This window comes from Agrobacterium sp. 22-223-1 (genome assembly GCF_053522385.1).
This window is the reverse complement of record NZ_JBNWCN010000007.1, coordinates 77,875-100,433: the sequence shown is the minus strand read 5'-3', so window position 1 is coordinate 100,433 and position 22,559 is coordinate 77,875. Positions and strand designations below refer to the sequence as shown.

The following is a 22,559-nucleotide window of genomic DNA, read 5'->3' as shown; positions in this document are numbered from 1 at the left end:
CATGTCCGTGGAAATCCGCCAGGGGGCCGATGGTGACGGGGCAGTCTGTCCCGCTCCGGTTGGAGTCTCGCCCGATGCAACGCGTCGGCGCTTCTTCAGCAATGCCAATCGCAAAACCTCTCGCGACAGAGCCGCCGGGCGGGCGAAAATGACACGCTCGCCGGCAGTTGGTAGATCCGTTGCCCTGCTGCATGTCCTGGCGGCTTTGCTCTGGCTGCCGCAGGCAGATTTGCTTGCCTTTTCAGTCGGAAGAATTGCCGATGGCGCGCCGATGATGGCGATCGTGCCGGCTGCGGCCGCGGTTCTCATCCTCGGCCTCATCAAGGCATGGCTGGAAAAGATCGCGGCGCGGCTGTCGTTTCGTGCCGCTCGCGCGGCGCTGTCGCAGCGGCGGCTGGAAGCGCTGCAGGCCGTGGCGAAGGTTTCCCCGCTCGATCTGTCGCGCACCGCCTCCGGTGAGGCAGCAGGCGTCGTGGCAGAGGCGGCGGAAGCGCTGGTGCCTTATCTTTCCCGTTTCCAGCCGGCGCGGATGAAGGCGACCATCGTGCCGCTGGTTTTTGTGCTGGCGATCCTGCCCTTTACCTGGATTGCGGCGCTGGTGCTGCTGCTCGCCATGCCAACCATCCCGCTTTTCATGGCGCTCATCGGCTGGCAGGCCAAGGCCGCCAGTGAAAAGCAGCTTACAGAGACGGGCAATATGAATGCCTTCCTGCTCGACCGCCTGCGCGGGCTGGAAACGATCCGCACGCTGAAAGCCGTCGATCTGACGGCGGAGCGTCTCAGCGCCGATGCGCAGAACCTCAAGAAGCGGACGATGGCGGTGCTCAGGATCGCCTTTCTCTCCTCGGCGGTGCTGGAGCTTTTCGCAGCGCTCGGCGTTGCCATGACCGCCGTCTATATCGGATTTCATCTGCTCGGATTTCTCGATTTCGGCGCCTGGGGCGAGAAGCTGACACTTGCCGAAGGCCTTTTCATCCTGCTTCTGGCGCCGGCCTTTTTCGAGCCGCTGCGGGAACTCTCCGCCGTCTGGCACGACCGCGCGGCCGGTGAAGCAGCACTTGATGCGCTCGGCAAATTGACGGCCGGCGGTGCGGCCATCGCGGGCGAGGGTGCGGATGTGGCGTCTGTCCTATCCCCGACACCCGGCCTGCTGGAGATCGGCAATCTCTCTTTCGCTTATCCGAGCGCCCCACCTGTCATCCAAAATCTCAACCTGACCGTTCAGCAGGGTGAGCGGATAGCAATTCTTGGGCCTTCCGGTTGTGGCAAATCCACTGTACTCTCCTTGATTGCCGGGTTGGCCGAGGCTGGAGAGGGCTCGATCAGGATCGGCGGCGTCAATCTCGATAATGCGACGGCGGATGGGCTGCGCAGGACGATCGGCTGGGTCAGCCAGAAGCCGTTCTTTTTTGCCGGTTCGCTGAAGGCGAATATTCGCTTCGGCCGTTCGGTTGTCAGTGGCGGTATGGTGGAAGAGACGCTGCGCCGCACCGGGCTCGATGGGTTGTCGCATGCACGCCGGAATCTGCAGATCGGCGATGGCGGATATGGAATCTCGGGCGGGGAGGCGGTGCGGCTTGCCATTGCGCGTGCTTTCGCTGACCCCGCAACGCAGCTTGTTCTGGCCGATGAGCCGACAGCCCATCTCGACCGGGAAACGGCTGCTCTCGTCACGGAAAACCTGCTGCAACTGGCAAATGGCAGGACATTGATCGTGGCGACCCATGATCCGGTGCTTGCGGCGCGCATGGACAGGATCGTGGATATGACGGCGATCCATTCGAGGGGGCAGCCATGATCGCGCGTTTTGCGATATTGAGACCCATTATCGGCCTGTTCTGGTCGGCGCGGCGCGGCATGTTGATGGCGGGCGCGGTTCTGGCGGTAACGACGGTGCTGGCGGGCATCGGCCTTCTCGGCGTTTCCGGCTGGTTCATCACCGCAACGGCGATTGCCGGTCTTCTGCCGGCAACGGCCTATGCTTTCGATGTCTTTGCGCCTTCGGCCGCCATTCGTCTTCTGGCGCTGGCGCGCACCGCCGCCCGTTACGGCGAACGCATGACGACCCATGACGCCACGCTTTCCGTGCTTGCAGCACTTCGGGAAAAGCTGTTTCGCGGGTTTGCCGCGCCCCAGACCGCGAAATCCCTGGAGGCGAGGCCCGCGCGCCTGCTGAACCGGCTGACGGCGGATATCGATGCGCTGGATTCGCTTTATCTGCGCGTGCTGGTTCCCGCCGCCGTGGCGGTCCTTGCTGCAATCGCGACAGGTCTCGGGCTTGCTTTTCTCCATCCTCTGGCGGGCATTCTGACGGCGGTTTTTCTCATTGCGGCGGGGCTTGGAATTTCGGTTCGCGCCGCCTTGCGGGCGGAAACATTCTCGCGCCGCCGGGCAATCGGGCTGGAAGCCCTTCGCGCCCGCACGGCCGATCTCGTAAGCGGGCAGACGGAGCTCTTGACCACCGGCCGCCTTTCCGCGCAGGTCGCGGCGGTGAAACGGGCGGATGATTACCTCTCTGCCTGCGATGATACGCTGAACCGTATCGAAACCAGTGCCGGTTTTTCCTTCGGGTTTTCAGCGGCCGTTCTTTTGAGCGCCGCCCTTCTCGGCATGGCCTGGCTTGCGGAACAGGGGGCGGTGAGCGCGCCGGCCGCAGCACTCGGGCTGCTCGTCTGTTTTGCCGCGCTGGAGCCTTTCACGGCGCTGCGCCGTGGAGCGATGGAACTTGGACGCACATTGTTTTCCGCAAGGCGCATCGCGCCGCGTCTTTCGGCAACGTCTGAAGGCCGCTGTCCCGTCTCGCCGGTCGACGGCATGGCGACAGATCTAAAAAACGTGCGTCTGGAGCGGGACGGGAACGACAATCCGATCCTGACGGATATCAACCTTGCAATCGCCTCCGGGGAACGGGTTGCCATCATCGGCCAGAGCGGTGCGGGCAAGACAAGCCTCATCCAGCTTCTGGCGGGTGAATTGCGGCCGGCTGCGGGCACGGTCAACGCCCTGCCGTCTACCCTGATGACGCAGCGAAGCCAGCTTTTCCGCGACAGCATCGCCGACAATCTGCGGCTGGCGAAACCCGCCGCAACCGGGGCCGAGTTATGGGATGCGCTCGAGGCGGCAGGCCTTGCCGAACACGTCAAAACCTTGGCCGCCGGGCTGGACACAAGGCTTGGCGAGGCGGGCCAGGGGCTTTCCGGCGGCCAGTCGCGCCGGCTGGCGCTCGCCCGTTTCCTGCTCGCCGACCGGCCGCTCTGGCTTCTCGACGAGGTGACGGAAGGGCTGGATGGCGAGACCGCACGCGACGTGCTCACCCGGCTGTTTGCGAGGGCAGAGGAAAAGACTGTCGTGATGATCACCCATAATCGTCGCGAGGCGGAATTTGCCGATCGCATCATCGTGCTGAAAGAGGGGCGTCAATTTGATGAATGTCAAAGCGGCACCCCGGAATACGGCGTAGTGCTGGAGACACTGCGCCCGGACTGAGATTTTTTGAGAGCCGGCGTCGTCTTGAAAATGGAAGGCCGGCCTTCCGGAAAAGGTGGATAAGACTATGGAACTCGACATAGTGGCGCTGTCGCGCCTGCAATTTGCAGTGACGGCTTTATATCACTTTCTGTTCGTTCCCCTGACGATCGGACTATCGGTGGTGATCGCCATCATGGAAACGGTCTATGTCATGACCGGCCGCACGGTCTGGCGGCAGATGACGAAATTCTGGGGCACGCTGTTCGGCATCAACTTCGTGCTCGGCGTTTCCACCGGCATCGTCATGGAATTCCAGTTCGGCATGAACTGGAGTTATTACAGCCATTATGTCGGCGATATTTTCGGTGCGCCGCTGGCGATCGAAGGCATGATGGCCTTCTTCCTGGAAGCCACCTTCGTCGGCCTGTTCTTCTTCGGCTGGGACAAGCTGTCGAAACTCGGCCATCTCGTTGCGACATGGTGCGTGGCGCTCGGTTCGAATTTCTCGGCGCTGTGGATATTGATCGCCAATGGCTGGATGCAGAACCCAACGGGCTCCGCTTTCAATCCCCAGACCATGCGCATGGAAGTGACCGACTTCTTCGAGGTCCTGTTCAACCCGGTTGCGCAGGCGAAGTTCGTTCACACGGTGTCTGCGGGTTACGTGACGGCCTCCATCTTCGTGCTCGGCGTTTCGGCCTGGTATGTGCTGAAAGGCCGCCATGTCGATCTCGCCAAGCGCTCGATGACGGTCGCCGCCTCCTTCGGTCTGGCGTCCGCGCTGTCGGTCGTCGTGCTGGGTGATGAAAGCGGCTATCTCTCCACCGAACACCAGAAGATGAAGCTCGCCTCCATCGAGGCCATGTGGGAAACCGAGCCGGCCCCGGCCCCCTTCACGGCCATCGGTTTTCCCGATCAGGAAGCGCGCGAAACGCATTTCGCGGTGAAGATCCCGTGGGTGATGGGCCTCATCGGCACCCGCTCGCTCGACACGCAAATTCCGGGCATCAACGATCTGGTGGAGCAGGCCAAGACCCGCATCCGCGACGGCATCAAGGCCTATGATGCGCTGATGCAGATACGCGCCACCGGCAAGGGTGCGGAGTTGCCGGAAGAGGTGCGCGGCACCTTTGCCGAACTCGGCCATGAGCTCGGTTATGCCCTGCTGCTGAAACGATATGTCGACGATCCGCGCCAGGCGAATGAAGAGCAGATCGCCAAGGCGGCGGCGGATACCATTCCGCATGTGCCGACCCTGTTCTGGTCGTTCCGCATCATGGTCGGCCTTGGCATCTTCTTCATCCTGCTGACGGCGACGTTCTTTTATCTTTCGGCCCGCCGCCGGCTGGATCATTATCCGTTGCTGCTGAAAGTGGCGGTCTTCGCCATTCCCCTGCCGTGGATCGCGGCGGAAATGGGCTGGGTGGTGGCCGAGTTCGGCCGTCAGCCATGGATCATCGAGGGCGTGTTGCCCACGGCCGCGGCCGTCTCCAGCCTCAGCGCTTCCACGGTCCTCATCACGCTCCTGTGTTTCATCGCCATCTACACGGTGCTGTTCATCGTCGAAATGGGGCTGATGCTGAAGGCGATCCGCAAGGGGCCCGAGCCGGACCATGAGCCGGAAGCGCCGCTCGTTCCTGAAAAACTCGTCGCTGCGGAGTAAACGATCATGATATTGCACCAACTCATCGACTACGAAATCCTCCGCGTCATCTGGTGGCTGCTGCTCGGCGTGGTGCTGATCGGTTTTGCCGTGACCGGCGGTTTCGATCTCGGCACCGGCGCGCTTCTGCCCTTCGTGGCGAAAACGGATATTGAGCGGCGTGTCGTCATCAATTCCATCGGCCCGGTCTGGGAGGGCAATCAGGTCTGGCTCATCCTTGGCGGCGGCGCGATCTTCGCCGCCTGGCCGCCGCTTTATGCGGTGTCATTCTCGGGCTTCTACCTGGCGATGTTCGCCACCCTGTTTGCGCTGATCCTGCGGCCGGTCGGTTTCAAATATCGCTCCAAGCGTGAAAGCGCCGCCTGGCGCACCGGCTGGGATTGGGCTCTGTTCATCGGCGGCTTCGTTCCCGCGCTGATCTTCGGCGTGGCCATCGGCAATGTGCTGCAGGGCGTTCCCTTCCACCTCAATGATGACCTCAGAATTTTCTACGATGGCACGACGCTGTTCGAGCTTCTGAACCCCTACGCCATCCTCTGCGGCCTCGTATCCGTCGCCATGCTCGTCATGCACGGTGCGGCATGGCTGGTGCTGAAAACGGATGGTCCAGTCGCGGCCCGCGCTCGCGGTTTCGGCAGCATTGCGGCCCTTGCCACCACCGTTCTTTTTGCGCTCGGCGGCGTCTTTCTGTGGCTCGGTGTCGATGGCTATCGCTTCACCTCGGAGGTCGTGACCGACGGTCCGTCCAATCCGCTGTCGAAGACAGTCGAGGTTGCGGGCGGTGTCTGGTTTGCCAATTATGCGGCGCATCCCTGGATGATGTTGGCGCCGGCGCTCGGTCTTGCCTTCCCGCTTGTCGCTTTCGTCTTGCTCCGGGTCCGTAGGGAAGTGCTGGCACTGCTTTCCAGCTCGCTCGCCATTTTCGGCATCATCGCAACGGTGGGGCTGACGATGTTTCCCTTCATCCTGCCGTCTTCGGTCGATCCGAAGTCGAGCCTGACGGTCTGGGATGCATCTTCCAGCCATATGACGCTGTTCATCATGCTGGTCGTCGCCCTCATCTTCATCCCGATCATCGTCGCCTATACGTCATGGGTCTATCGCGTGCTGTGGGGCAAGGTGGATGAAAAGGCGATCCGCGACGACAGCGGTCATGCTTATTGATTGAGAAAGAAGGAGATCGAACATGTGGTATTTCGCCTGGCTGCTCGGCCTGCCTCTTGCCGCCATCTTCGCCGTCATGAACGCCATGTGGTATGAGTTGATGGAAGAAAACGCGAAAAAGGCCGAAGCGAAGCTGGATAAATAGGGCTTCGGCGGAAGCCTCTCCTCCGTCATGCCGGATCTGGTCCGGGGTGACGGAGTGCGGATGATGCAACTCCGCCAAATATACAAGGGCGGCATCCGGTTGGGATGCCGCCCTTTTGGGTAAACAGCCGTGCGTGCGACGCGCGGCGTCAGTGGATCGCGATGCCGCGCTTGTCCGCTTCTTCCTTGATGATGTCTTCGACGATGGCCCTCTTGAGATTTGGATTTCCCAGAAGATAGTCGTCGGCGATCTCGAAGATCGACTTCGGATTCTCGGTCCTGTGCAGGGTGTCGAGGTCCTGGCCGATCTGTTCTCGAAGGCTGGAATAGTCGTCCATCGCGGCGCTCCCGTTTATCGGTTCAATCCAGAAGGTCGGCCGGAACCTTGCCGCCGTTTTCGGACAGCTTCTTGATGACGGCCTTGTGCAGCCAGATGTTCATGGTCGCCGAATCCGAAGTGTCGCCGGTATAGCCGAGTTCACCGGCCAGTTCCTTCCTGGCGCTGAGGCTGCTGTCCAGATTGAGCGCTTTCAGAAGGTCGACGATCGAATGTTTCCAGTCGAGTTTCTGGCCGTTCTGCTTGACCGCCGCATCCAGGATCGAAGCGACGTCGACATTGCCGGCGGGGGCCGGAGCCGCGGCTGTCGGAGCGGGTGCTGCCGGTGCGGCCGGGCTTGCCGTGGCTGCCGGCGTGCCGGCCGGAGCCGAAGTCTGAGGCGCGGCCTCGGCCTTGCCGAAAATGGCGTTCTTGATCTTGTCGAAAAAGCTCATGGTGTCCTCCCCTTAGCGGCGAAATGCCCGCCCGACGGCGATGAGAATGCAGGCGCCGATGAAACCGGCGATGAGATAGCCAATCCAGCCTCCGAGCGAAATGCCCACGAGCCCCAGAAGGAAATTGGCGACGATGGCGCCGACAATGCCGAGGATAATGTTCATGAAAAGACCCATATTGCTTTTCATGAACTGTTCGGCGAGCCAACCGGCTACGCCGCCGATGATGATTGCTGCAATCCAGCCAACTTGTGCGTCTTCCATAACAAGCCTTTCCTTTGTGAGAGAGGTCCGCAGGCATATGGACAGGCTTTTGCGCGCACTGATCCCCCCGCCTTGAATAGACCTCAGGCCTAGCAATAACGATGATATGGGCGATTGGTTCCCTGCGGCGAACTGTGTGCCGCATATTCTTTAGCTCTGGCTTTGAAAGTCGAGGCCGATATCGAGAACCGGCGCGCTGTGGGTCAGCCAGCCGACGGAGATGAGATCGATGCCGGTTGCGGCGATGGCTGCGGCCGTCTGCGGATTGATGCGGCCGGACGCTTCGGTAATGGCGCGACCGGCGACGATCCCCACCGCCTCGCGCAGCTGTTCGGATGTCATATTGTCGAGAAGGACCGCATCGACGCCCTCATCCATGACCTCGCGCAACTGCGCAAGCGTATCGACCTCCACCTCGATCTTGACGAGATGCCCCACGCCCTGCCGGGCGCGGCGGATGGCGTCGCGCACGCCGCCGGCCACGGCGATATGGTTGTCCTTGATGAGAACGGCGTCATAAAGCGCAAACCGGTGGTTCATGCCGCCGCCGGCGCGCACGGCATATTTTTCCAGCGCTCTCAGCCCCGGCGTCGTCTTGCGGGTGCAGGCGACCGAGGCCTTGGTGCCGGCAATGGCGGCAGCGATTTTTGCGGTGACGGAAGCGATGCCCGACAGGTGGCCGAGAAAATTCAGCGCCGTGCGCTCCGCCGTCAGAAGGCCGCGCGAGGGGCCTTCGATCGTTGCGATGATATCGCCGGGCGCCACGGCGGCCCCATCCTGCACATGCCGTTTCATCACGATGGCCGGATCCACGAGCTGGAAAGCCAGTTCCGCCGCGTCGAGACCGGCAATAACGCCCGGTTCGCGCGCGGCCATGACGACGACCGAGCGATGATCGGCGGGAATGACGGCGGCGGACGTGATGTCGCCCGCCAGTCCAAGGTCTTCCAGAAGAGCGTTGCGCACGAGCGGTTCGATGATGAGGCGTGGCAGGGGTGAAAGGGTCATGTCAGGCGCTCCGCGCAAGGCTGGCCGAAGAATGGCTGGAAGAGGAGAATTCATGGGCGATGGTGAGGACGTCGCTGAGGTTCAGCCTGCGCCTCGTGGCCGTTGTATGTTTTTCAGGGAAATCGTCACGGAAATGCGCGCCGCGCGATTCCGTGCGCAGCGCCGCAAAGACGGCGATGGCCAGCGCGACAAGGGCAGGATCGGATGCCGGGCCGCTCCGCTCAGCCAGTGGCAGAAGATCGCGGATCGCGCCCGTCAGCCCTTCCGCATGTCTTACGATGCCGAGATGGCGGGAAACGATGGGCCGGACGGGGGAGAGGTCGGCTGCCGGGAAATCGGGCACGGGGAGCGTTGCGATATCCGCTGCCTGTTTTCCCGCATATGCCGGCCTGCCGGCAATGTCTTGCGCCGCGCGCATGCCCATGGCCGCCGCTTCCAGCAGGGAATTGCTGGCAAGCCGGTTCGCGCCATGCAGCCCCGTGCAGGCGGTTTCGCCGGCAACCCAGAGACCCGGCACCGAGCTTCGGCCTTTACCATCGGTGGCGACGCCGCCCATATGGTAATGCACCGCCGGGCGCACCGGAACGAGCTCACGGGCGGGGTCTATCCCGGCTTCGCGGCAGAGCAGGTCGATCAAGGGGAAGCGGGCGGAAAAGCCGGAGCCGAGCGCCTTGCGGGCATCGAGAAAGACCTTGCCGCCACGCAGTATTTCGCGGTCGATGGCGCGGGCGACTATATCGCGCGAGGCGAGTTCCGCACCCGGAACTCCCGCCATGAAACGTTCGCCGTTTTCATTGAGAAGCAGTGCGCCTTCGCCCCGCACCGCTTCGCTCACCAGCGCCAGCGGCCGTCTGGGCGAGGAAAGCGCCGTCGGATGGAATTGCACGAATTCCATATCGGCGAGGAAAGCGCCGGCGCGGGCGGCGAGCATGATGCCCTGCCCGAAATTGCCGGAGGGATTGGTCGTCGCCTCATAAAGCCCGCCGAGGCCGCCGGTGGCGAGAACGACCTGGCTTGTCGGCAAAGTGAAGCAGCCTTTTGGCCCGATGCAGGCGAGACCAACGATGACGCCGTCTTCTGTCAGCAGGCGGCGAACCTCCGTGCCTTCCAGAATGGTTATGGAGGGCGTGCGAAGAACGGCGGCGGCGAGGGCCCTGACGATGGCCGCGCCTGACCCGTCCCCTTCGGCATGCAGGATGCGCCTTCTGCCATGGGCGGCCTCCAGCCCGAAAACGAGCCTGCCTTCGGCATCCCGGTCGAAGCGCACCCCGGCCCGCTCCAGCGCCTCGATGACGGCGGGAGCGGCGGAAACGATCTCTGCGGCCATTTCCGCGTCGCAGAGGCCGTCGCCTGCGGCGAGCGTATCGGCAAGATGCAGTGCGGCGCTATCGTCCGGCCCGAGGCTGGCGGCAATGCCGCCCTGCGCCCAGGCGCTAGACGTTTCGCCGCCGAGAACGCCACGTGTCAGAAGCAGCACGGGTTGCGGCGCAAGCGTCAGCGCCGCCATCAGGCCCGCAATGCCGCTGCCGACAATGACCGTCCAGCCCGTATGCAGCGGGAGGCGTTCGCTCATACTTCCAGCATCCTTTCCACTGCGCGGCGGGCGGCGACAGCGATGGCCGGGTCGACCGTCACTTCGTGGCGGTTTTCCTCCAGCGCCGCGCGGATATTGCCAAGCGTGATGCGCTTCATATGCGGGCAGAGATTGCAGGGGCGGATGAATTCGACATCCGGGTGATGCACGGCGACATTGTCGCTCATCGAGCATTCCGTCAAAAGCACCACGCGGGCAGGGCGCTCGCGGCCGACATAATCCGACATGACGGCGGTGGAGCCGGAAAAATCCGCAGCCTCGACGACATCGGGCGGACATTCCGGATGCGCCAGCACGGTGACGCCCGGATGGCTTTCGCGCAATTCGCGAATATCATCGGCGGTGAACAGTTCATGCACCTCGCAATGGCCGCGCCAGGCGATCAGCTCGACATTGGTTTCCCGCGCCACGTTCTTCGCCAGATATTCATCCGGCAACATCAGCACGCGCGGTACGCCGAGTGATTCCACCACCTGGCGGGCATTGCCGGAGGTGCAGCAGATGTCAGACGCCGCCTTCACCGCGGCGGAGGTGTTCACGTAGGTCACGACCGGAACGCCGGGATAGGCCTTGCGCAGAAGCGCGATGTCCTCGGGCGTGATGGAATCGGCCAGCGAACAACCGGCGGCCATATCCGGAATGAGCACGGTTTTTTCCGGATTGAGCAGCTTTGCCGTCTCGGCCATGAAATGCACGCCGGCCAGAACGATGACATCCGCCTCCACCTCCATCGCCTTGCGGGCAAGGGCGAGGCTGTCGCCAACGATATCGGCGACGCCGTGGAAGATTTCCGGTGTCTGGTAATTATGGGCGAGGATGACGGCGTTGCGCTTGCGCTTCAGCTCGAGGATCGCCTCCACATCGTCCTGAAAGCCCATCCATTCGGCCTTGGGAATGACGCGGGCAACGCGGTCATAAAGGCTTGCGGCGGAAATCTGCTCGTTCACGGTGCTCTCCCATTTATACTCTTTTTGAGTATATCTAGGACAAAGACATATTCTCATTGTGAGCATATGTCAATTGCGGGAGAGCGGCAGTTTCGTTCCGGAAAGGGCGCGTTCATCGAGAACGGTCTGTCGGAAGCGGAAGAGCTTTGCCGGGCGTCCGCCGGTTTCGGTGGCCATCTCGCCGGTCTCTTCCACCAGTTGCTGCTGTTCGATCAGCCGGCGGAAGTTCTGCTTGTGCAGCGTAAGCCCCGCCAGCGCCTCGATGGCGCGCTGTAGCTGCAGGAGCGTGAAGGCGTCGGCCATCAGTTCGAACACTACCGGTCGATATTTGATCTTGGCCCGCAGACGCGCGATGCCGGTGGCAAGGATGCGGCGGTGATCGGCAAACATCGGCCTGCCGAAATTGATCCGCGGTTCGCCCTGCGCCTCTTCGACCAGCCCGGCTTCATACAGCAACTCGTAACGCTGCAGGGTCAATTCCTCGTTCCAGCCGCCGCCATCGAGGCCGAAGGTGAAATCGGCGCGCAAATGGCGCTGGCTTTTTGAGGCGGGATCGGAATCCGCCCAGGCGCGCAGCCTGTCGATGATGCCCCCTAGAACTTCCGGGCGTCCCTGACGGTGATCCTCCCAGGGGAAATATTCGTACCAGCCGTGCCAGAGCGGGCGTTTGCCGCCGGAGGCTTCCTGTTCGCGAACCAGCCCGAGATAACCGATGGAGATGGTTCTGCCGCCTAAAATGTCGTTGTTGCGGTCGCGATCGGCAAAAGTATAGAGCTGTTCGAGATAACCGACGGGGTGATGGGTCTGTTCGTGAATCCATTCCCGCAAGCCGCTCTGGAGCGTTCTGTGCCCGAATTCGAACGGTCCCGACGGAAGCGCTGCGCCTTCCCGAACGGTCATGACCCGCGGCTCATCCGTGGTGATGGCGGTGACGACGGCGATGAGTTCGGCATGGGCAAGCCCGATGGTCACGGCGGCTCCTCTGGTCGTTGGCGCAAGATCAATCTTCTTTGGCACAGGAAGGTTGCTTCGCCAACATGGCGGCCGAAAAGGGCTGTCGATAAGTAGTCTGACTGAAAACGGGACGCCATCAGACAAAAGGATGAATTCTTGTGGTTAGTCGTCCGTCATCTGATATGTTACAGACCCGCACGAGCATTTCAGACTGTAGAAGGCCGATGTTGGAAAACATATCTCTCGAAGAGACACTTGTGGGTTACTACACCTGGAATGTCGGGCAAAATCTGGTTTATCTGGATGCCGTGGCCGCCCGCCTGCGCGAATTTTCGCCGGAAGAAGCCGCCTGTGGCATTCCGGTCGAAGATTTCATCGCGCAGATCGAAAGCGACTCGCGGGCGCGTGTCGCCAAGGCGGTCTATAATTCGCTGACAAATGGCGTGTTTTATGATCAGGAATACCGCATTGAGCTCAAAGTTGGCGGTTTCCGCTGGCTGCGGACAACGGGGCGGGTGATCCTGGATGGCGACCGGATCCCGATCATGGCCATGGGCACGGTGCGTGATGTCAGTGCCGGCAAGATTTTATTGATGTGATAAGCGGCGGACCTCTTCGCGAGGCGGCGGCCGATCGATTTTAATTCGTTCATTGTTTTGATGTTGCGGTGACATGGTCCGGCAGATCGCAATTTTGCTGTTTCAGATCGTTCTGGCCATTGGCCTCGGTATAGCCGGCATCCGCATCGCCTCGCTCATCAATGGCGAGGCAACCCCGGCGCCAGCAGGCCTTGCGGCCAATACGGAACTGCTTTGGACGACCTCGCCGGTGCGGGTCGATCCGCGTAGCCAAAATTACGAGCGCATTCCGACGCCTCCCGATCTTTATCCGCTGAAAATGCATGCGGACCAGCGCCTGCGCGTCATCTCCAGCAGCCGCTTCACTTTCAAGGGCCAGGAATTCCGCCTCGCCGGCGTGGAGGATGTTGAGCGCAACCGCGTCTGCACCGGCCCCGACGGCCGCCGTTACGCCTGCGGCCTCAACGCCTTCAAGGCGCTGGAGAACCGGCTGCGCGGCAGATATCTGGAATGTCGGACGGTGGAGGAAGGTGGTGCCGGCGGTTCCGTGGAGTGCCGGATCAACGGGCAGGATGTGCGGGCGCTGCTGCAATAGGCGATCGGATCGAACGGCTTGCGAGATGCGCAAGAGCCACTGGCCGAAGGGAAGGTATTTTTGTCTGGGAAGGTTTGGTGGAGCTAAGCGGGATCGAACCGCTGACCTCTTGCATGCCATGCAAGCGCTCTCCCAGCTGAGCTATAGCCCCATAAGGGTTCCGGCATTTCTTCCGGTTCCGGGAACCGAAGCGGTTGTTGTTCCGTTCGGTGGCGGCTTACTACTGCGGCTTTCCGACGAGTGCAAGCATAAAAAACGGCCCGGCGTCATTTTTTTGTCGTCGGGCCGAATTATCAAGTAAAATCAAGCTTCTTCGTCGTCGCCCGATACGCCGATGATGCCGGACATGTCGTCGTCGTCATCTTCGTCGTCGGTTTCGAGGAAGGTGTCGTCGTCGTCATCAATTTCGACGTCATCGTCGTCGCCGAGATCGGGGATATCGTCGCCGTTGTTGTCGCCATCGGCATCTTCCAGCGAGACGAGTTCGACTTCCGTGTTTTCGGTATCGACTTCCGCCACTTCCTCTTCTTCAGCCTGCTCCATCTTGGCCTGGGCGGTGCTTTCCTCGAAGAAGGAGAGCGGCCAGGACTTGCCGGTGTAGGGAGAAACGACCGGATCGCGGTTCAGGTCGTAGAACTTCTTGCCGGTATCGGGGTCTGTGCGCTTGGTACCAAGTTCCGCTTTTGCCACTGTCTAAGCCTCAAATTGTCGAATGAGTTTCGGTGTGTACGCCGTAAAACCGGCATAGACGGTAAAATTTATAGCCGGTCCCCTTAATCGTTGCGCTCTTTCGTGTCAAAGACAAACTTCGGGTGCCGCCTGCCTCGGCGCAACCCCTATGCGGGGATGCCGATATAAATAGGAAGGTGTTGCGCACTCTAATTATATGAATGACGAATGCACAGGCGGAAAGCTTCATGACCTTCACGATCGCCATAGACGGGCCGGCTGCGGCGGGCAAAGGAACCCTGTCGCGCAGGATTGCCGAGACCTATGGTTTCCACCATCTCGATACCGGCCTGACCTACAGGGCGACCGCCAAGGCGCTTCTGGATGCGGGCCTGCCGCTCGATGATGAGGCCGTGGCTGAGAAGATCGCGCTGGAAGTCGATCTTGCGGGGCTCGATCGCGCCGTTCTTTCCCGGCACGATATCGGTGAGGCCGCATCCAAAATCGCGGTGATGACGCCGGTGAGGCGTGCGCTCGTGAAGGCGCAGCAGCGTTTTGCCGCAAAGGAGCCGGGCACGGTGCTTGACGGACGGGACATCGGCACGGTGGTGTGCCCTGAGGCGCCGGTGAAGCTTTACGTCACGGCCTCTGCGGACGTGCGGGCGCGACGCCGTTACGATGAAATTCTGGCCAATGGTGGCAGCGGCGATTATGATGCAATTTTCGCTGAAGTGAAAAAACGCGACGAGCGCGATATGGGCCGCGCCGACAGCCCGTTGAAGCCGGCTGAAGACGCGCACTTGCTAGATACGTCGGAAATGAGTATAGAGGCGGCGTTTCAGGCCGCGCGGACGATCATCGACGCCGCCCTGAAGAGATAGGTTTCTCGCGGAACGGCTTCCTGCCGTCTGCGTTTAGTCCGGAATTGCCCGAAGACATGTCCTTGCGCCGGAAAGCCTTTTGAAAAGGCGGGCATGGGGTCGGGTATCAACAACACTAGCCCACCGGCGCTTTTGTATTCGCCATAGCGCGGATGCAATCAGGAGATTTCATGTCAGTATCTACCCCCACGCGCGAAGATTTCGCAGCGCTTCTCGAAGAATCCTTTGCCTCCAACGATCTTGCCGAAGGCTATGTTGCCAAGGGTATCGTAACGGCAATCGAGAAGGACGTTGCCATCGTCGACGTCGGCCTCAAGGTTGAAGGCCGCGTACCGTTGAAGGAATTCGGCGCGAAGTCCAAGGACGGCACGCTGAAGGTCGGCGACGAAGTCGAAGTTTACGTCGAGCGCATCGAAAACGCTCTCGGCGAAGCCGTTCTGTCGCGCGAGAAGGCTCGCCGCGAAGAAAGCTGGGTCAAGCTCGAAGCCAAGTTCGAAGCTGGCGAGCGCGTCGAAGGCGTTATCTTCAACCAGGTCAAGGGTGGTTTCACCGTCGATCTGGACGGCGCTGTTGCCTTCCTTCCGCGTTCGCAGGTCGACATCCGTCCGATCCGCGACGTTACCCCGCTGATGCACAACCCGCAGCCCTTCGAAATCCTCAAGATGGACAAGCGTCGCGGCAACATCGTTGTTTCGCGTCGCACGGTTCTCGAAGAGTCGCGTGCCGAGCAGCGTTCTGAAATCGTTCAGAACCTCGAAGAAGGCCAGGTTGTTGACGGCGTCGTCAAGAACATCACCGATTACGGTGCGTTCGTTGACCTCGGCGGCATCGACGGCCTGCTGCACGTCACCGACATGGCATGGCGCCGCGTCAACCATCCTTCGGAAATCCTCAACATTGGCCAGCAGGTCAAGGTTCAGATCATCCGCATCAACCAGGAAACCCACCGTATCTCGCTCGGCATGAAGCAGCTCGAGTCCGATCCGTGGGATGGCATCTCCGCCAAGTACCCGGTTGGCAAGAAGATCTCCGGTACGGTCACGAACATCACCGACTACGGTGCATTCGTCGAGCTGGAGCCGGGCATCGAAGGCCTGATCCACATTTCCGAAATGTCCTGGACCAAGAAGAACGTCCATCCCGGCAAGATCCTGTCCACGAGCCAGGAAGTCGACGTTGTCGTTCTCGAAGTCGATCCGTCCAAGCGCCGTATCTCGCTCGGCCTCAAGCAGACGCTGGAAAACCCGTGGCAGGCATTTGCCTACAGCCATCCGGCCGGCACTGAAGTTGAAGGCGAAGTCAAGAACAAGACCGAATTCGGTCTGTTCATCGGCCTCGAAGGCGATGTCGACGGCATGGTTCACCTGTCGGATCTCGACTGGAACCGTCCGGGCGAGCAGGTCATCGAAGAGTACAACAAGGGTGACGTCGTCAAGGCTGTCGTTCTCGACGTTGACGTCGAGAAGGAACGCATCTCGCTCGGCATCAAGCAGCTCGGCAAGGATGCTGTCGGCGAAGCCGCTTCTTCCGGCGACCTGCGCAAGAACGCAGTCGTTTCCGCTGAAGTCATCGGCGTCAACGATGGCGGCATCGAAGTGAAGCTCGTCAACCACGAAGACCTCACCTCGTTCATCCGTCGCGCTGACCTTTCCCGTGACCGCGACGAGCAGCGCCCCGAGCGCTTCTCGGTTGGCCAGGTTGTCGACGCCCGCGTCGTCAACTTCTCGAAGAAGGACCGCAAGGTCATGCTTTCGATCAAGGCTCTGGAAATCGCTGAAGAGAAGGAAGCCGTCGCACAGTTCGGTTCGTCCGACTCGGGCGCTTCGCTCGGCGACATCCTCGGCGCGGCTCTGAAGAACCGCGGCGAATAATCGCTCCGATCTTTGAAATGAAGAACCCGCCGGAATTTCCGGCGGGTTTTTTGTTGGGTTCAACGGGCCTTGCCCGCTTGAGCGCGAAGGGTAAGGCTTCTCTCGACGTCATTGGCGCGACTTACATTCCAATCTGACCACGCCGAATTCAGAGCATGCCGCTCATCTTCAGATAATAATTTTCCGCGCTGTCGTCGGAAGCCACCGCTGTCGGGCTTTCCTGCGTGTCGATCCCGTCATTGGCGGCGATACGTTCTTCTTTTTCGTCCTGACCGTCGGAATTATCAGCGCCGGCTTCGGCCTCGTCATTTGCCTCATCCTCGGAAAACGGACCGCCTCCGCGCGGCGGCGTTTCCGATTCATAGTCCTCATCCGCCGGCGGATAGGCGACGAGCGGCAGCGGTGTGCCGTCTTTTACCAGAGCCGCGGCGATCAACGATTGCGAAGCCGATTGCTCCAGCATCGCCATTCTCGCTTCCGGGTCCAGCATGGCCCGAGGCAGCGGCTGGGTTTCGGGGCGATGGGTCGCCGTTTCCGTTTCCTCACCCGAGGGGCGGGCGGCGGCTGTTGCGAGGGCCGATTTTTCGGCGGGCTGATCGTCGGACGGTTGCTGCGCAACACCCTGCGGCGCGGGCGGAGGCTCTTGCGTGCCGGTCGGCTTGAGCGGAAGTTTGCCGGCGGTGGCGGCAAGCAGCAGGCTGTTCACGGTCTCGGCGTCGTCTGCGAACAAACCGGATGGCGGGGTAAGGCCCGTGCGGATCTCTTTCTGCTCCGGCTTCATCGTCTCCCGATGCGCAAGGGCAGGGCGGGCTTCGCCGGTTTCGGCGCGGGGCGGATTTGCCGGGCGGGCCTCGGCCGATACTTCCTTCATCGCGCTGCCGATTTGTGGCGGAAGCGGACGTATCGTGTTTTCGGCTCTTCCATCCGGCCTTGCGGCATTGGTCGGCGTATCATGTGTGTCGGCAGGCGGAGTGGAAAGCGTGGGCCGGGGGTCCAGTTGCGCCGTTAGCGCCGCCACCGTGGCTTTCATCGCTGCGCCACTGAGCGCGAGCGGCCCGATGAGCAGCGGCAGGAGCCGGCTGACGGTGGCGGAATTTGCCGCCTGCGCTGTCGCGGCCGGAGACGGGCGAGCTTCCGCATTCTGGCTCGGTGCGTTCTGCTGTTTCGGCTGGGCCGATTGCGCAGGGGCAGGATTGGAGGAATTGTTCTGCTGATAGGAGGAAACCACCGCCTTTGCCGCAAGATCCGTTCCCTTGTAACGGGAAAGCTCGATCAACAACGCGAGGCGGGCAGCATCCGGCCCGGTCGGCTGTTTCAGGATTTCGGCGAGCATCGAAAGGGTCAGGCCCTGCAGGGCCTTGCCGACCTGCTGTTCCAGCGCCAGGCGTTGTGGCGCGGGCAGGGTGCGGAGCGCCTCCGTCAGCCGCGTCACATAGGTCTCTATGGCTTCGCCATCCCGCCGGGGCAGGTTCATCAGCTTGCCGAGCGCTTCCGCCAGAACGGCGGTGCTGCGCGAGAGCTGAAATTCGCTGGTAAGGGAGGCGATTGCCGCGCGGGCAAAAAGGCTGCTGTTTTCAGGGGCGGGAGTGTTCGGTTGCGGCGGTGCAGTCTGTTTCACCTGCTCGCGCGGCGTCAGTGAAACCGTGGTTCCATAGGCGGCATCGGTTGCCGCAATTTTCGGTACAGGCGGTAACATGCTGCGCTCCGTTTCTATCGGTGACCGCCGCTGGCTGCGAAAGGGCCAATCCCCATTGGCTCTGTGATCCGCATCTGGCTTGAATGTTGAAAAATCGCCGCGCCGGTGATGGACAGGTGTCATCTCGCCCGCTCATGCGGGAGCGCCGTATACGCCTCTGACCGCAATGCCGGTTGCAGCGCATACAGAATCATCAAGCTCAATCTTGGCTTGCAGATATTAAGATTTGGCTAACCAAGGAATTGCGCGTCCGGTCAGGGCGAAACGCCGATGAACATGCGGTAAAGGCCGTTATCGTCGGAATTGACCGAGGAAATATGGTCGGGATCGCTGGGCGCCGTCTCAAAAGCTTCCGGCGGCATGGCATCGAGCCAGCTTGCCTTGGGAAGATTTCGATCCGGTTGAATGTTGACCGGGTCGATGAGGCTGTCTTCCTCAGCGGGCGCGGTGAAGGCCGCATCATCCGGAACGAGCGACGGGGCGGCCATGGATAGCAGCGCCTGCGCGGCATTGGGTTCTGTGTCGTAAACGGCGCTGCCGGATAGGCCGGAAATATCGGTCATGTCTGAACTCACATCATGTTTCGCTCAAGTGACGATCGGACGCGGCAATCATGCCGCCTTTTTCTTCAGCAGTTCATAAAGGCCATTGTCGTCGATCGAGATCGGCAAAATGGCGTTGCGGGTGTCTTCGACAAGCGCCTGCGCATCGAGCAGTTTTTCGCCGTCGTCTTCCGCATCGGCCGGATCGGTGCCCGCGTCTGTCTCCGCAGGCTCATTTTCGTTTTCCGCCGGGGCGGCTTGCTCAGCCGGCACAGCCGCAAGCACGGCGATCAGGGCCGTTTCCGACGATGTGTCGGCCGACGCCTGCGGATCGACGCCTTCCGTTTTTTCGTCGCCGGAAGCATCGATATGCTCCTTCACGACGTCCTGAAGCTCCTGCACGTCTTCAAGCTTGCCCTGCGCATCGCGCGCCTGAATATCCTGTTCCCGCTCGGCCTTCACCTCGGCATCGTTGATTTCGCCGATACGATCTTTACCGCGTTCGGCCTGCAACTCTTCCCTGGTTTTGGGATCGGCGACATCTTCGAGACGCTGGATGACCTTCAGGGTTTCACGCGTCATGAAGCGGGTGCCCTGCGCCTGTTCGTCCAAGGCCTCCTTCACGGCGCGCGCCTCATCGCCATAGGGGTTGGCGATGGCGGAGATCATCTGCCGGGCGGAGACGCCGAGTTGTTTGAGGCCGGTCGATTCTTCCAGATCGTCGACGCTTTTCGGCAGGGTCGCGCGCGCCGCCATGATGGCTTTCGACATCTGCTCGCCGAAATCCTCTTCCGTGCCTGTGAGGCCTGCACCCTTTGCGATGCGGGCGGCAAGGGCGGCCATGGGATCGGTCTTGGTGTTAACGCCATTGTTCAGCACGTCCACGACCTCAGCCTCCGAAACGCCGAAGGATTTCAGGGAAATCTTCGTGGCTTTCCCCTGCGCATCGGTTTTTTCGAAACTGTCGGTCAGGGTCAGCGCATCCTGAAGTCTTCGTGCGAAGGAAAAGCTCGATTCGTCCTTTTCCTGTGTGATGCCCAGCGCGGAGGAAAAGCGGGAGACAAGCGAGGCGAAGGCATCGGCATCCGGTTTCATGACGCCGAAGAGATAGGCGCTTATCTTCTCATTGGCGGCGCGCTGGCTTTCGTCCGGCTGCGGGTTTGTCTTGACCGCATCGTCCTTTTTGGTACCGTTGGCCTTTTCCTGCTCTTCGCGCTGGCGTTCCTCGATGGTTTCGACCATCGAGCGCATGAGGTCGCTGACTGCAATGCCCGCCGTCTGCTGTAGCGGAGTAATCATCCCTCAAAGTCCCCGGCCGCCAAAGTTGCGGCCGAGAATAGGCAATTCTGGTAAATCAGTGCTTAAACCAGATGCGGGCTCGCTCAGCTATGGGCGAAAATATCGGTTTCCTCCCAGCCGAGGAGGTCGAGCTTCGCGCGCGTCGGCAGAAAGGCGAAACAGGCGTCGGCGTGGTCGAGGCGGCCGTCACGCACGAGACGACCTGTCAGCTTGTCGCGCAGCGCGTGCAGGTGCAGCACGTCGGAGGCGGCATATTCGAGCTGCGCCGGCGACAGGGTCTCGGCCGCCCAGTCGGAAGATTGCTGTGCCTTGGAAATATCGACTTCCAGCATTTCCTTGAGGTTATCCTTCAGCCCGTGCCGGTCCGTATAGGTGCGGGTCAGTCGCGAGGCGATCTTGGTGCAGAAGACCGGCGTGGTCGTCACGCCGAAGGTGTGGAACAGGACGGCGATATCGAAACGGCCATAGTGAAAAATCTTCTGGCGGGCGGGATCGGCAAGCATCCGCACGAGGTTCGGCGCTTGCCTCTGGCCGGCGGCGATGCGTATGACGTCCGCCGTGCCGTCGCCCGGCGAAAGCTGAACGACACAGAGGCGGTCGCGGCGCGGCACCAGTCCCAGCGTTTCCGTATCGATTGCGATGGCGCCGGTGTAACGCGCGGCATCTTCGGCTGAAATATCGCCTTCGTGGTAACGGATGGGTGCTGCCATGTCCTGCTCCAGAAATTCCAGTTTCTTGCTCCGGCTATAACGGAAAGAGCGGCGGGACGATACCGTTTTATCGGCTCGTCCGGTGCGTCACGCCGCATGGCCTTGGCACTTGCCTTTGCGAAAGCCCCCGGGTTAGGGTCGGGAAATCCTTTCCTGACAAATCGCATGAATTCCCGATGACAAAGAAAATCTATCTCGCCGGACCGGAAGTCTTCCTCCCGAACGCGCGCGAAATGCTCGATCTCAAGGCCTCGCTGGCGCGGGAAGCCGGTTTCACGCCGCTTTCGCCGGGCGATCTGCAAATTCCGCCGGCGGATACCAGGGTCGGTCACGGCTGCAACATCAATGCCGTCGATGAGCGGATGATGCTGGAAGCGGATGCGGTGATCGCCAACCTCACGCCGTTTCGCGGCATCGCCGCCGATACGGGAACCAGCTATGAGCTGGGCTTCATGTGCGCGCTGGGCAAGCCGGTTTTCGCTTATACCAATGTCGCGGCCAATCACTTCACCCGCATCAAGGCGCGTTATGGCGGCGTCGCCACCCTGGATGAAACGGGCCGTTATCGCGGGCCGGACGGGCTGTCGATCGAGAATTTCGACATGGTCGACAATCTCATGCTGCATGGCGGGATTTTGCGGCGCGGCGGCGTCATCATCGTTGGCGATGCTCCCGAAGAGGCTTTGTATACGGATCTCGAGGCCTACAGGCGCTGTCTTGCGGCGGCGGCTGAAAAATTACTGACACCGATTGACCCTGAAAAAACCAATAGAGTGGAGGCATCATCATGAGCGGAACCATCCTCATCACCGGCGCGACATCCGGCTTCGGACAGGCCACGGCGCGGCGCTTCGTCAAGGAGGGCTGGAAGGTCATCGGCACGGGCCGGCGGGCGGAACGGCTGGAGGCGCTTTCCGCGGAGCTCGGTTCCGCCTTTCATGGCCTCGCCTTCGATATCACCGACGAGGAGGCGACAGGAAAGGCGCTGTCCGGATTGCCGGAAGGCTTCCGGGATATCGACGTTCTCGTCAACAATGCCGGTCTCGCACTCGGCACCGCGCCCGCACCGCAGGTGCCCTTGAAAGACTGGCAGATCATGGTGGACACCAACATCACCGGTCTCCTGAACATCACCCACCATCTGCTGCCGACGCTGATCGGGCGCAAGGGTATTGTCGTCAACCTCTCGTCTGTGGCTGCGCATTACCCCTATACGGGCGGCAATGTGTATGGCGGTACCAAAGCGTTCCTGCGGCAGTTTTCGCTCGGCCTGCGTTCCGACCTGCATGGCAAGGGCGTGCGGGTGACGTCCATCGAGCCCGGCATGTGCGAAACGGAATTTACGCTGGTGCGCACCGGCGGCAATCAGGAAGCCTCGGACAATCTCTACAAGGGCGTCAATCCGATCACGGCTGACGATATTGCCAACACCATCCACTGGGTCGCCTCGCAGCCCAAACATATCAACATCAACAGCCTCGAACTCATGCCGGTCAACCAGTCCTTCGCCGGTTTCCAGGTCTATCGGGACAGCTGATTTTCCCGCGATTTTGGGGAGTGCTGAAAAACCGGGCAGGAATTTTCGAGCTATGCAGAAATGCAATGCTGCATTGCGAGACTTGCTCTGTTAAAAATTACGGATGCCGCTATATTCAAATCATCGAAGCGACGCACTCCTCCTCCCAGCGTCGCTCGATGTGGATCGGTGGTACTCCTCCTCCCAATCACCGATCAAGTTTGA

23 protein-coding genes and 1 tRNA gene are annotated in these 22,559 nt (G+C 61.2%); 11 read left to right on the top strand and 13 right to left on the bottom strand.

The features are described 5' to 3' along the window. The first annotated feature begins 1 nt into the window (after position 1). From cydD to cydX, 5 genes are all read left to right on the top strand, one after another. Entirely contained in the window at positions 2 to 1,798 is a 1,797-nt protein-coding gene (gene cydD, locus ACQZ60_RS23140; protein WP_448736288.1) for a thiol reductant ABC exporter subunit CydD, read from the top strand. Next, the gene (gene cydC / locus ACQZ60_RS23135; RefSeq protein ID WP_448736204.1) at positions 1,795 to 3,486 is read left to right on the top strand and encodes a thiol reductant ABC exporter subunit CydC; all 1,692 of its coding nucleotides are present in this window, start codon (positions 1,795 to 1,797) and stop codon (positions 3,484 to 3,486) included. Before cydD ends, cydC begins: the two co-directional genes overlap by 4 nt. A 67-nt stretch (positions 3,487 to 3,553) precedes the next feature. Then, complete coding sequence (locus ACQZ60_RS23130) at positions 3,554 to 5,131, top strand: cytochrome ubiquinol oxidase subunit I (protein ID WP_059756945.1); 1,578 nt, start codon at positions 3,554 to 3,556, stop codon at positions 5,129 to 5,131. A 6-nt stretch (positions 5,132 to 5,137) separates the two neighbouring features. Next, positions 5,138 to 6,295, top strand: a complete 1,158-nt coding sequence (cydB, locus tag ACQZ60_RS23125; RefSeq protein ID WP_448736203.1) for a cytochrome d ubiquinol oxidase subunit II — start codon at positions 5,138 to 5,140, stop codon at positions 6,293 to 6,295. A 22-nt stretch (positions 6,296 to 6,317) separates the two neighbouring features. Continuing rightward, positions 6,318 to 6,440 (top strand): cytochrome bd-I oxidase subunit CydX, encoded by a 123-nt coding sequence (cydX, locus tag ACQZ60_RS23120; protein WP_003508602.1) that lies wholly within the window; start codon positions 6,318 to 6,320, stop codon positions 6,438 to 6,440. Positions 6,441 to 6,588: 148 nt separating this feature from the next. On the opposite strand, the gene ACQZ60_RS23115 is transcribed toward cydX, so the two are convergent. The 7 genes from ACQZ60_RS23115 to ACQZ60_RS23085 all read right to left on the bottom strand — a co-directional run bounded on the left by ACQZ60_RS23115 (position 6,589) and on the right by ACQZ60_RS23085 (position 11,995). Continuing rightward, on the bottom strand, positions 6,589 to 6,777 hold the full coding sequence (locus ACQZ60_RS23115; RefSeq protein ID WP_003522463.1) for a hypothetical protein: 189 nt from the start codon (positions 6,775 to 6,777) through the stop codon (positions 6,589 to 6,591). A gap of 22 nt (positions 6,778 to 6,799) precedes the next feature. Further along, entirely contained in the window at positions 6,800 to 7,210 is a 411-nt protein-coding gene (locus tag ACQZ60_RS23110; RefSeq protein ID WP_059756941.1) for a DUF3597 domain-containing protein, read from the bottom strand. 12 nt (positions 7,211 to 7,222) lie between these two features. After that, positions 7,223 to 7,474, bottom strand: a complete 252-nt coding sequence (locus ACQZ60_RS23105) for a GlsB/YeaQ/YmgE family stress response membrane protein (protein WP_003522465.1) — start codon at positions 7,472 to 7,474, stop codon at positions 7,223 to 7,225. Positions 7,475 to 7,624: 150 nt separating this feature from the next. Further along, positions 7,625 to 8,482: a carboxylating nicotinate-nucleotide diphosphorylase gene (gene nadC / locus ACQZ60_RS23100; protein WP_035263296.1), complete on the bottom strand. Its 858-nt coding sequence runs from the start codon at positions 8,480 to 8,482 to the stop codon at positions 7,625 to 7,627. Position 8,483: 1 nt separating this feature from the next. Beyond that, positions 8,484 to 10,055: an L-aspartate oxidase gene (locus ACQZ60_RS23095; RefSeq protein WP_035263295.1), complete on the bottom strand. Its 1,572-nt coding sequence runs from the start codon at positions 10,053 to 10,055 to the stop codon at positions 8,484 to 8,486. Continuing rightward, a complete protein-coding gene (nadA, locus tag ACQZ60_RS23090) occupies positions 10,052 to 11,023 on the bottom strand; it encodes a quinolinate synthase NadA (RefSeq protein ID WP_035263293.1) in 972 nt (323 codons plus the stop codon). The genes ACQZ60_RS23095 and nadA overlap by 4 nt, the downstream gene beginning before the upstream one ends. Positions 11,024 to 11,092: 69 nt before the next feature. Beyond that, on the bottom strand, positions 11,093 to 11,995 hold the full coding sequence (locus ACQZ60_RS23085) for an NUDIX hydrolase (RefSeq protein WP_035263305.1): 903 nt from the start codon (positions 11,993 to 11,995) through the stop codon (positions 11,093 to 11,095). A gap of 206 nt (positions 11,996 to 12,201) precedes the next feature. Here ACQZ60_RS23085 and ACQZ60_RS23080 point away from each other — a divergent pair, with 206 nt between their 5' ends. Both ACQZ60_RS23080 and ACQZ60_RS23075 read left to right on the top strand, forming a co-directional pair. Next, the gene (locus tag ACQZ60_RS23080) at positions 12,202 to 12,576 is read left to right on the top strand and encodes a PAS domain-containing protein (RefSeq protein WP_035263291.1); all 375 of its coding nucleotides are present in this window, start codon (positions 12,202 to 12,204) and stop codon (positions 12,574 to 12,576) included. A 73-nt stretch (positions 12,577 to 12,649) separates the two neighbouring features. Next, entirely contained in the window at positions 12,650 to 13,150 is a 501-nt protein-coding gene (locus ACQZ60_RS23075) for a hypothetical protein (RefSeq protein ID WP_035263289.1), read from the top strand. A gap of 75 nt (positions 13,151 to 13,225) precedes the next feature. Here the strand turns inward: ACQZ60_RS23075 and ACQZ60_RS23070 are convergent. Continuing rightward, positions 13,226 to 13,301, bottom strand: a tRNA-Ala gene (locus ACQZ60_RS23070). Positions 13,302 to 13,453: 152 nt separating this feature from the next. After that, complete coding sequence (locus ACQZ60_RS23065) at positions 13,454 to 13,840, bottom strand: TIGR02300 family protein (protein ID WP_003522472.1); 387 nt, start codon at positions 13,838 to 13,840, stop codon at positions 13,454 to 13,456. Positions 13,841 to 14,040: 200 nt separating this feature from the next. Between ACQZ60_RS23065 and cmk the strand changes: the two genes are divergently transcribed. Both cmk and rpsA read left to right on the top strand, forming a co-directional pair. Beyond that, entirely contained in the window at positions 14,041 to 14,700 is a 660-nt protein-coding gene (gene cmk / locus ACQZ60_RS23060; protein ID WP_035263287.1) for a (d)CMP kinase, read from the top strand. A gap of 170 nt (positions 14,701 to 14,870) precedes the next feature. Beyond that, entirely contained in the window at positions 14,871 to 16,571 is a 1,701-nt protein-coding gene (rpsA, locus tag ACQZ60_RS23055) for a 30S ribosomal protein S1 (RefSeq protein WP_003522474.1), read from the top strand. A 148-nt stretch (positions 16,572 to 16,719) separates the two neighbouring features. Here the strand turns inward: rpsA and ACQZ60_RS23050 are convergent, their stop codons facing one another. From ACQZ60_RS23050 to ACQZ60_RS23035, 4 genes are all read right to left on the bottom strand, one after another. Further along, positions 16,720 to 18,267, bottom strand: a complete 1,548-nt coding sequence (locus tag ACQZ60_RS23050) for a hypothetical protein (protein WP_448736202.1) — start codon at positions 18,265 to 18,267, stop codon at positions 16,720 to 16,722. Between the two features lie 254 nt (positions 18,268 to 18,521). Beyond that, complete coding sequence (locus tag ACQZ60_RS23045) at positions 18,522 to 18,830, bottom strand: hypothetical protein (RefSeq protein WP_003522476.1); 309 nt, start codon at positions 18,828 to 18,830, stop codon at positions 18,522 to 18,524. A gap of 48 nt (positions 18,831 to 18,878) precedes the next feature. Further along, complete coding sequence (locus ACQZ60_RS23040; protein ID WP_448736201.1) at positions 18,879 to 20,108, bottom strand: hypothetical protein; 1,230 nt, start codon at positions 20,106 to 20,108, stop codon at positions 18,879 to 18,881. An 83-nt stretch (positions 20,109 to 20,191) separates the two neighbouring features. Then, a complete protein-coding gene (locus tag ACQZ60_RS23035) occupies positions 20,192 to 20,818 on the bottom strand; it encodes a ribonuclease D (RefSeq protein WP_035263279.1) in 627 nt (208 codons plus the stop codon). A 176-nt stretch (positions 20,819 to 20,994) separates the two neighbouring features. Here ACQZ60_RS23035 and ACQZ60_RS23030 point away from each other — a divergent pair, with 176 nt between their 5' ends. Beyond that, positions 20,995 to 21,609: a nucleoside 2-deoxyribosyltransferase gene (locus ACQZ60_RS23030; protein WP_448736200.1), complete on the top strand. Its 615-nt coding sequence runs from the start codon at positions 20,995 to 20,997 to the stop codon at positions 21,607 to 21,609. Next, entirely contained in the window at positions 21,606 to 22,355 is a 750-nt protein-coding gene (locus tag ACQZ60_RS23025; RefSeq protein ID WP_031233481.1) for an SDR family oxidoreductase, read from the top strand. Before ACQZ60_RS23030 ends, ACQZ60_RS23025 begins: the two co-directional genes overlap by 4 nt. Positions 22,356 to 22,559 lie beyond the last annotated feature (204 nt).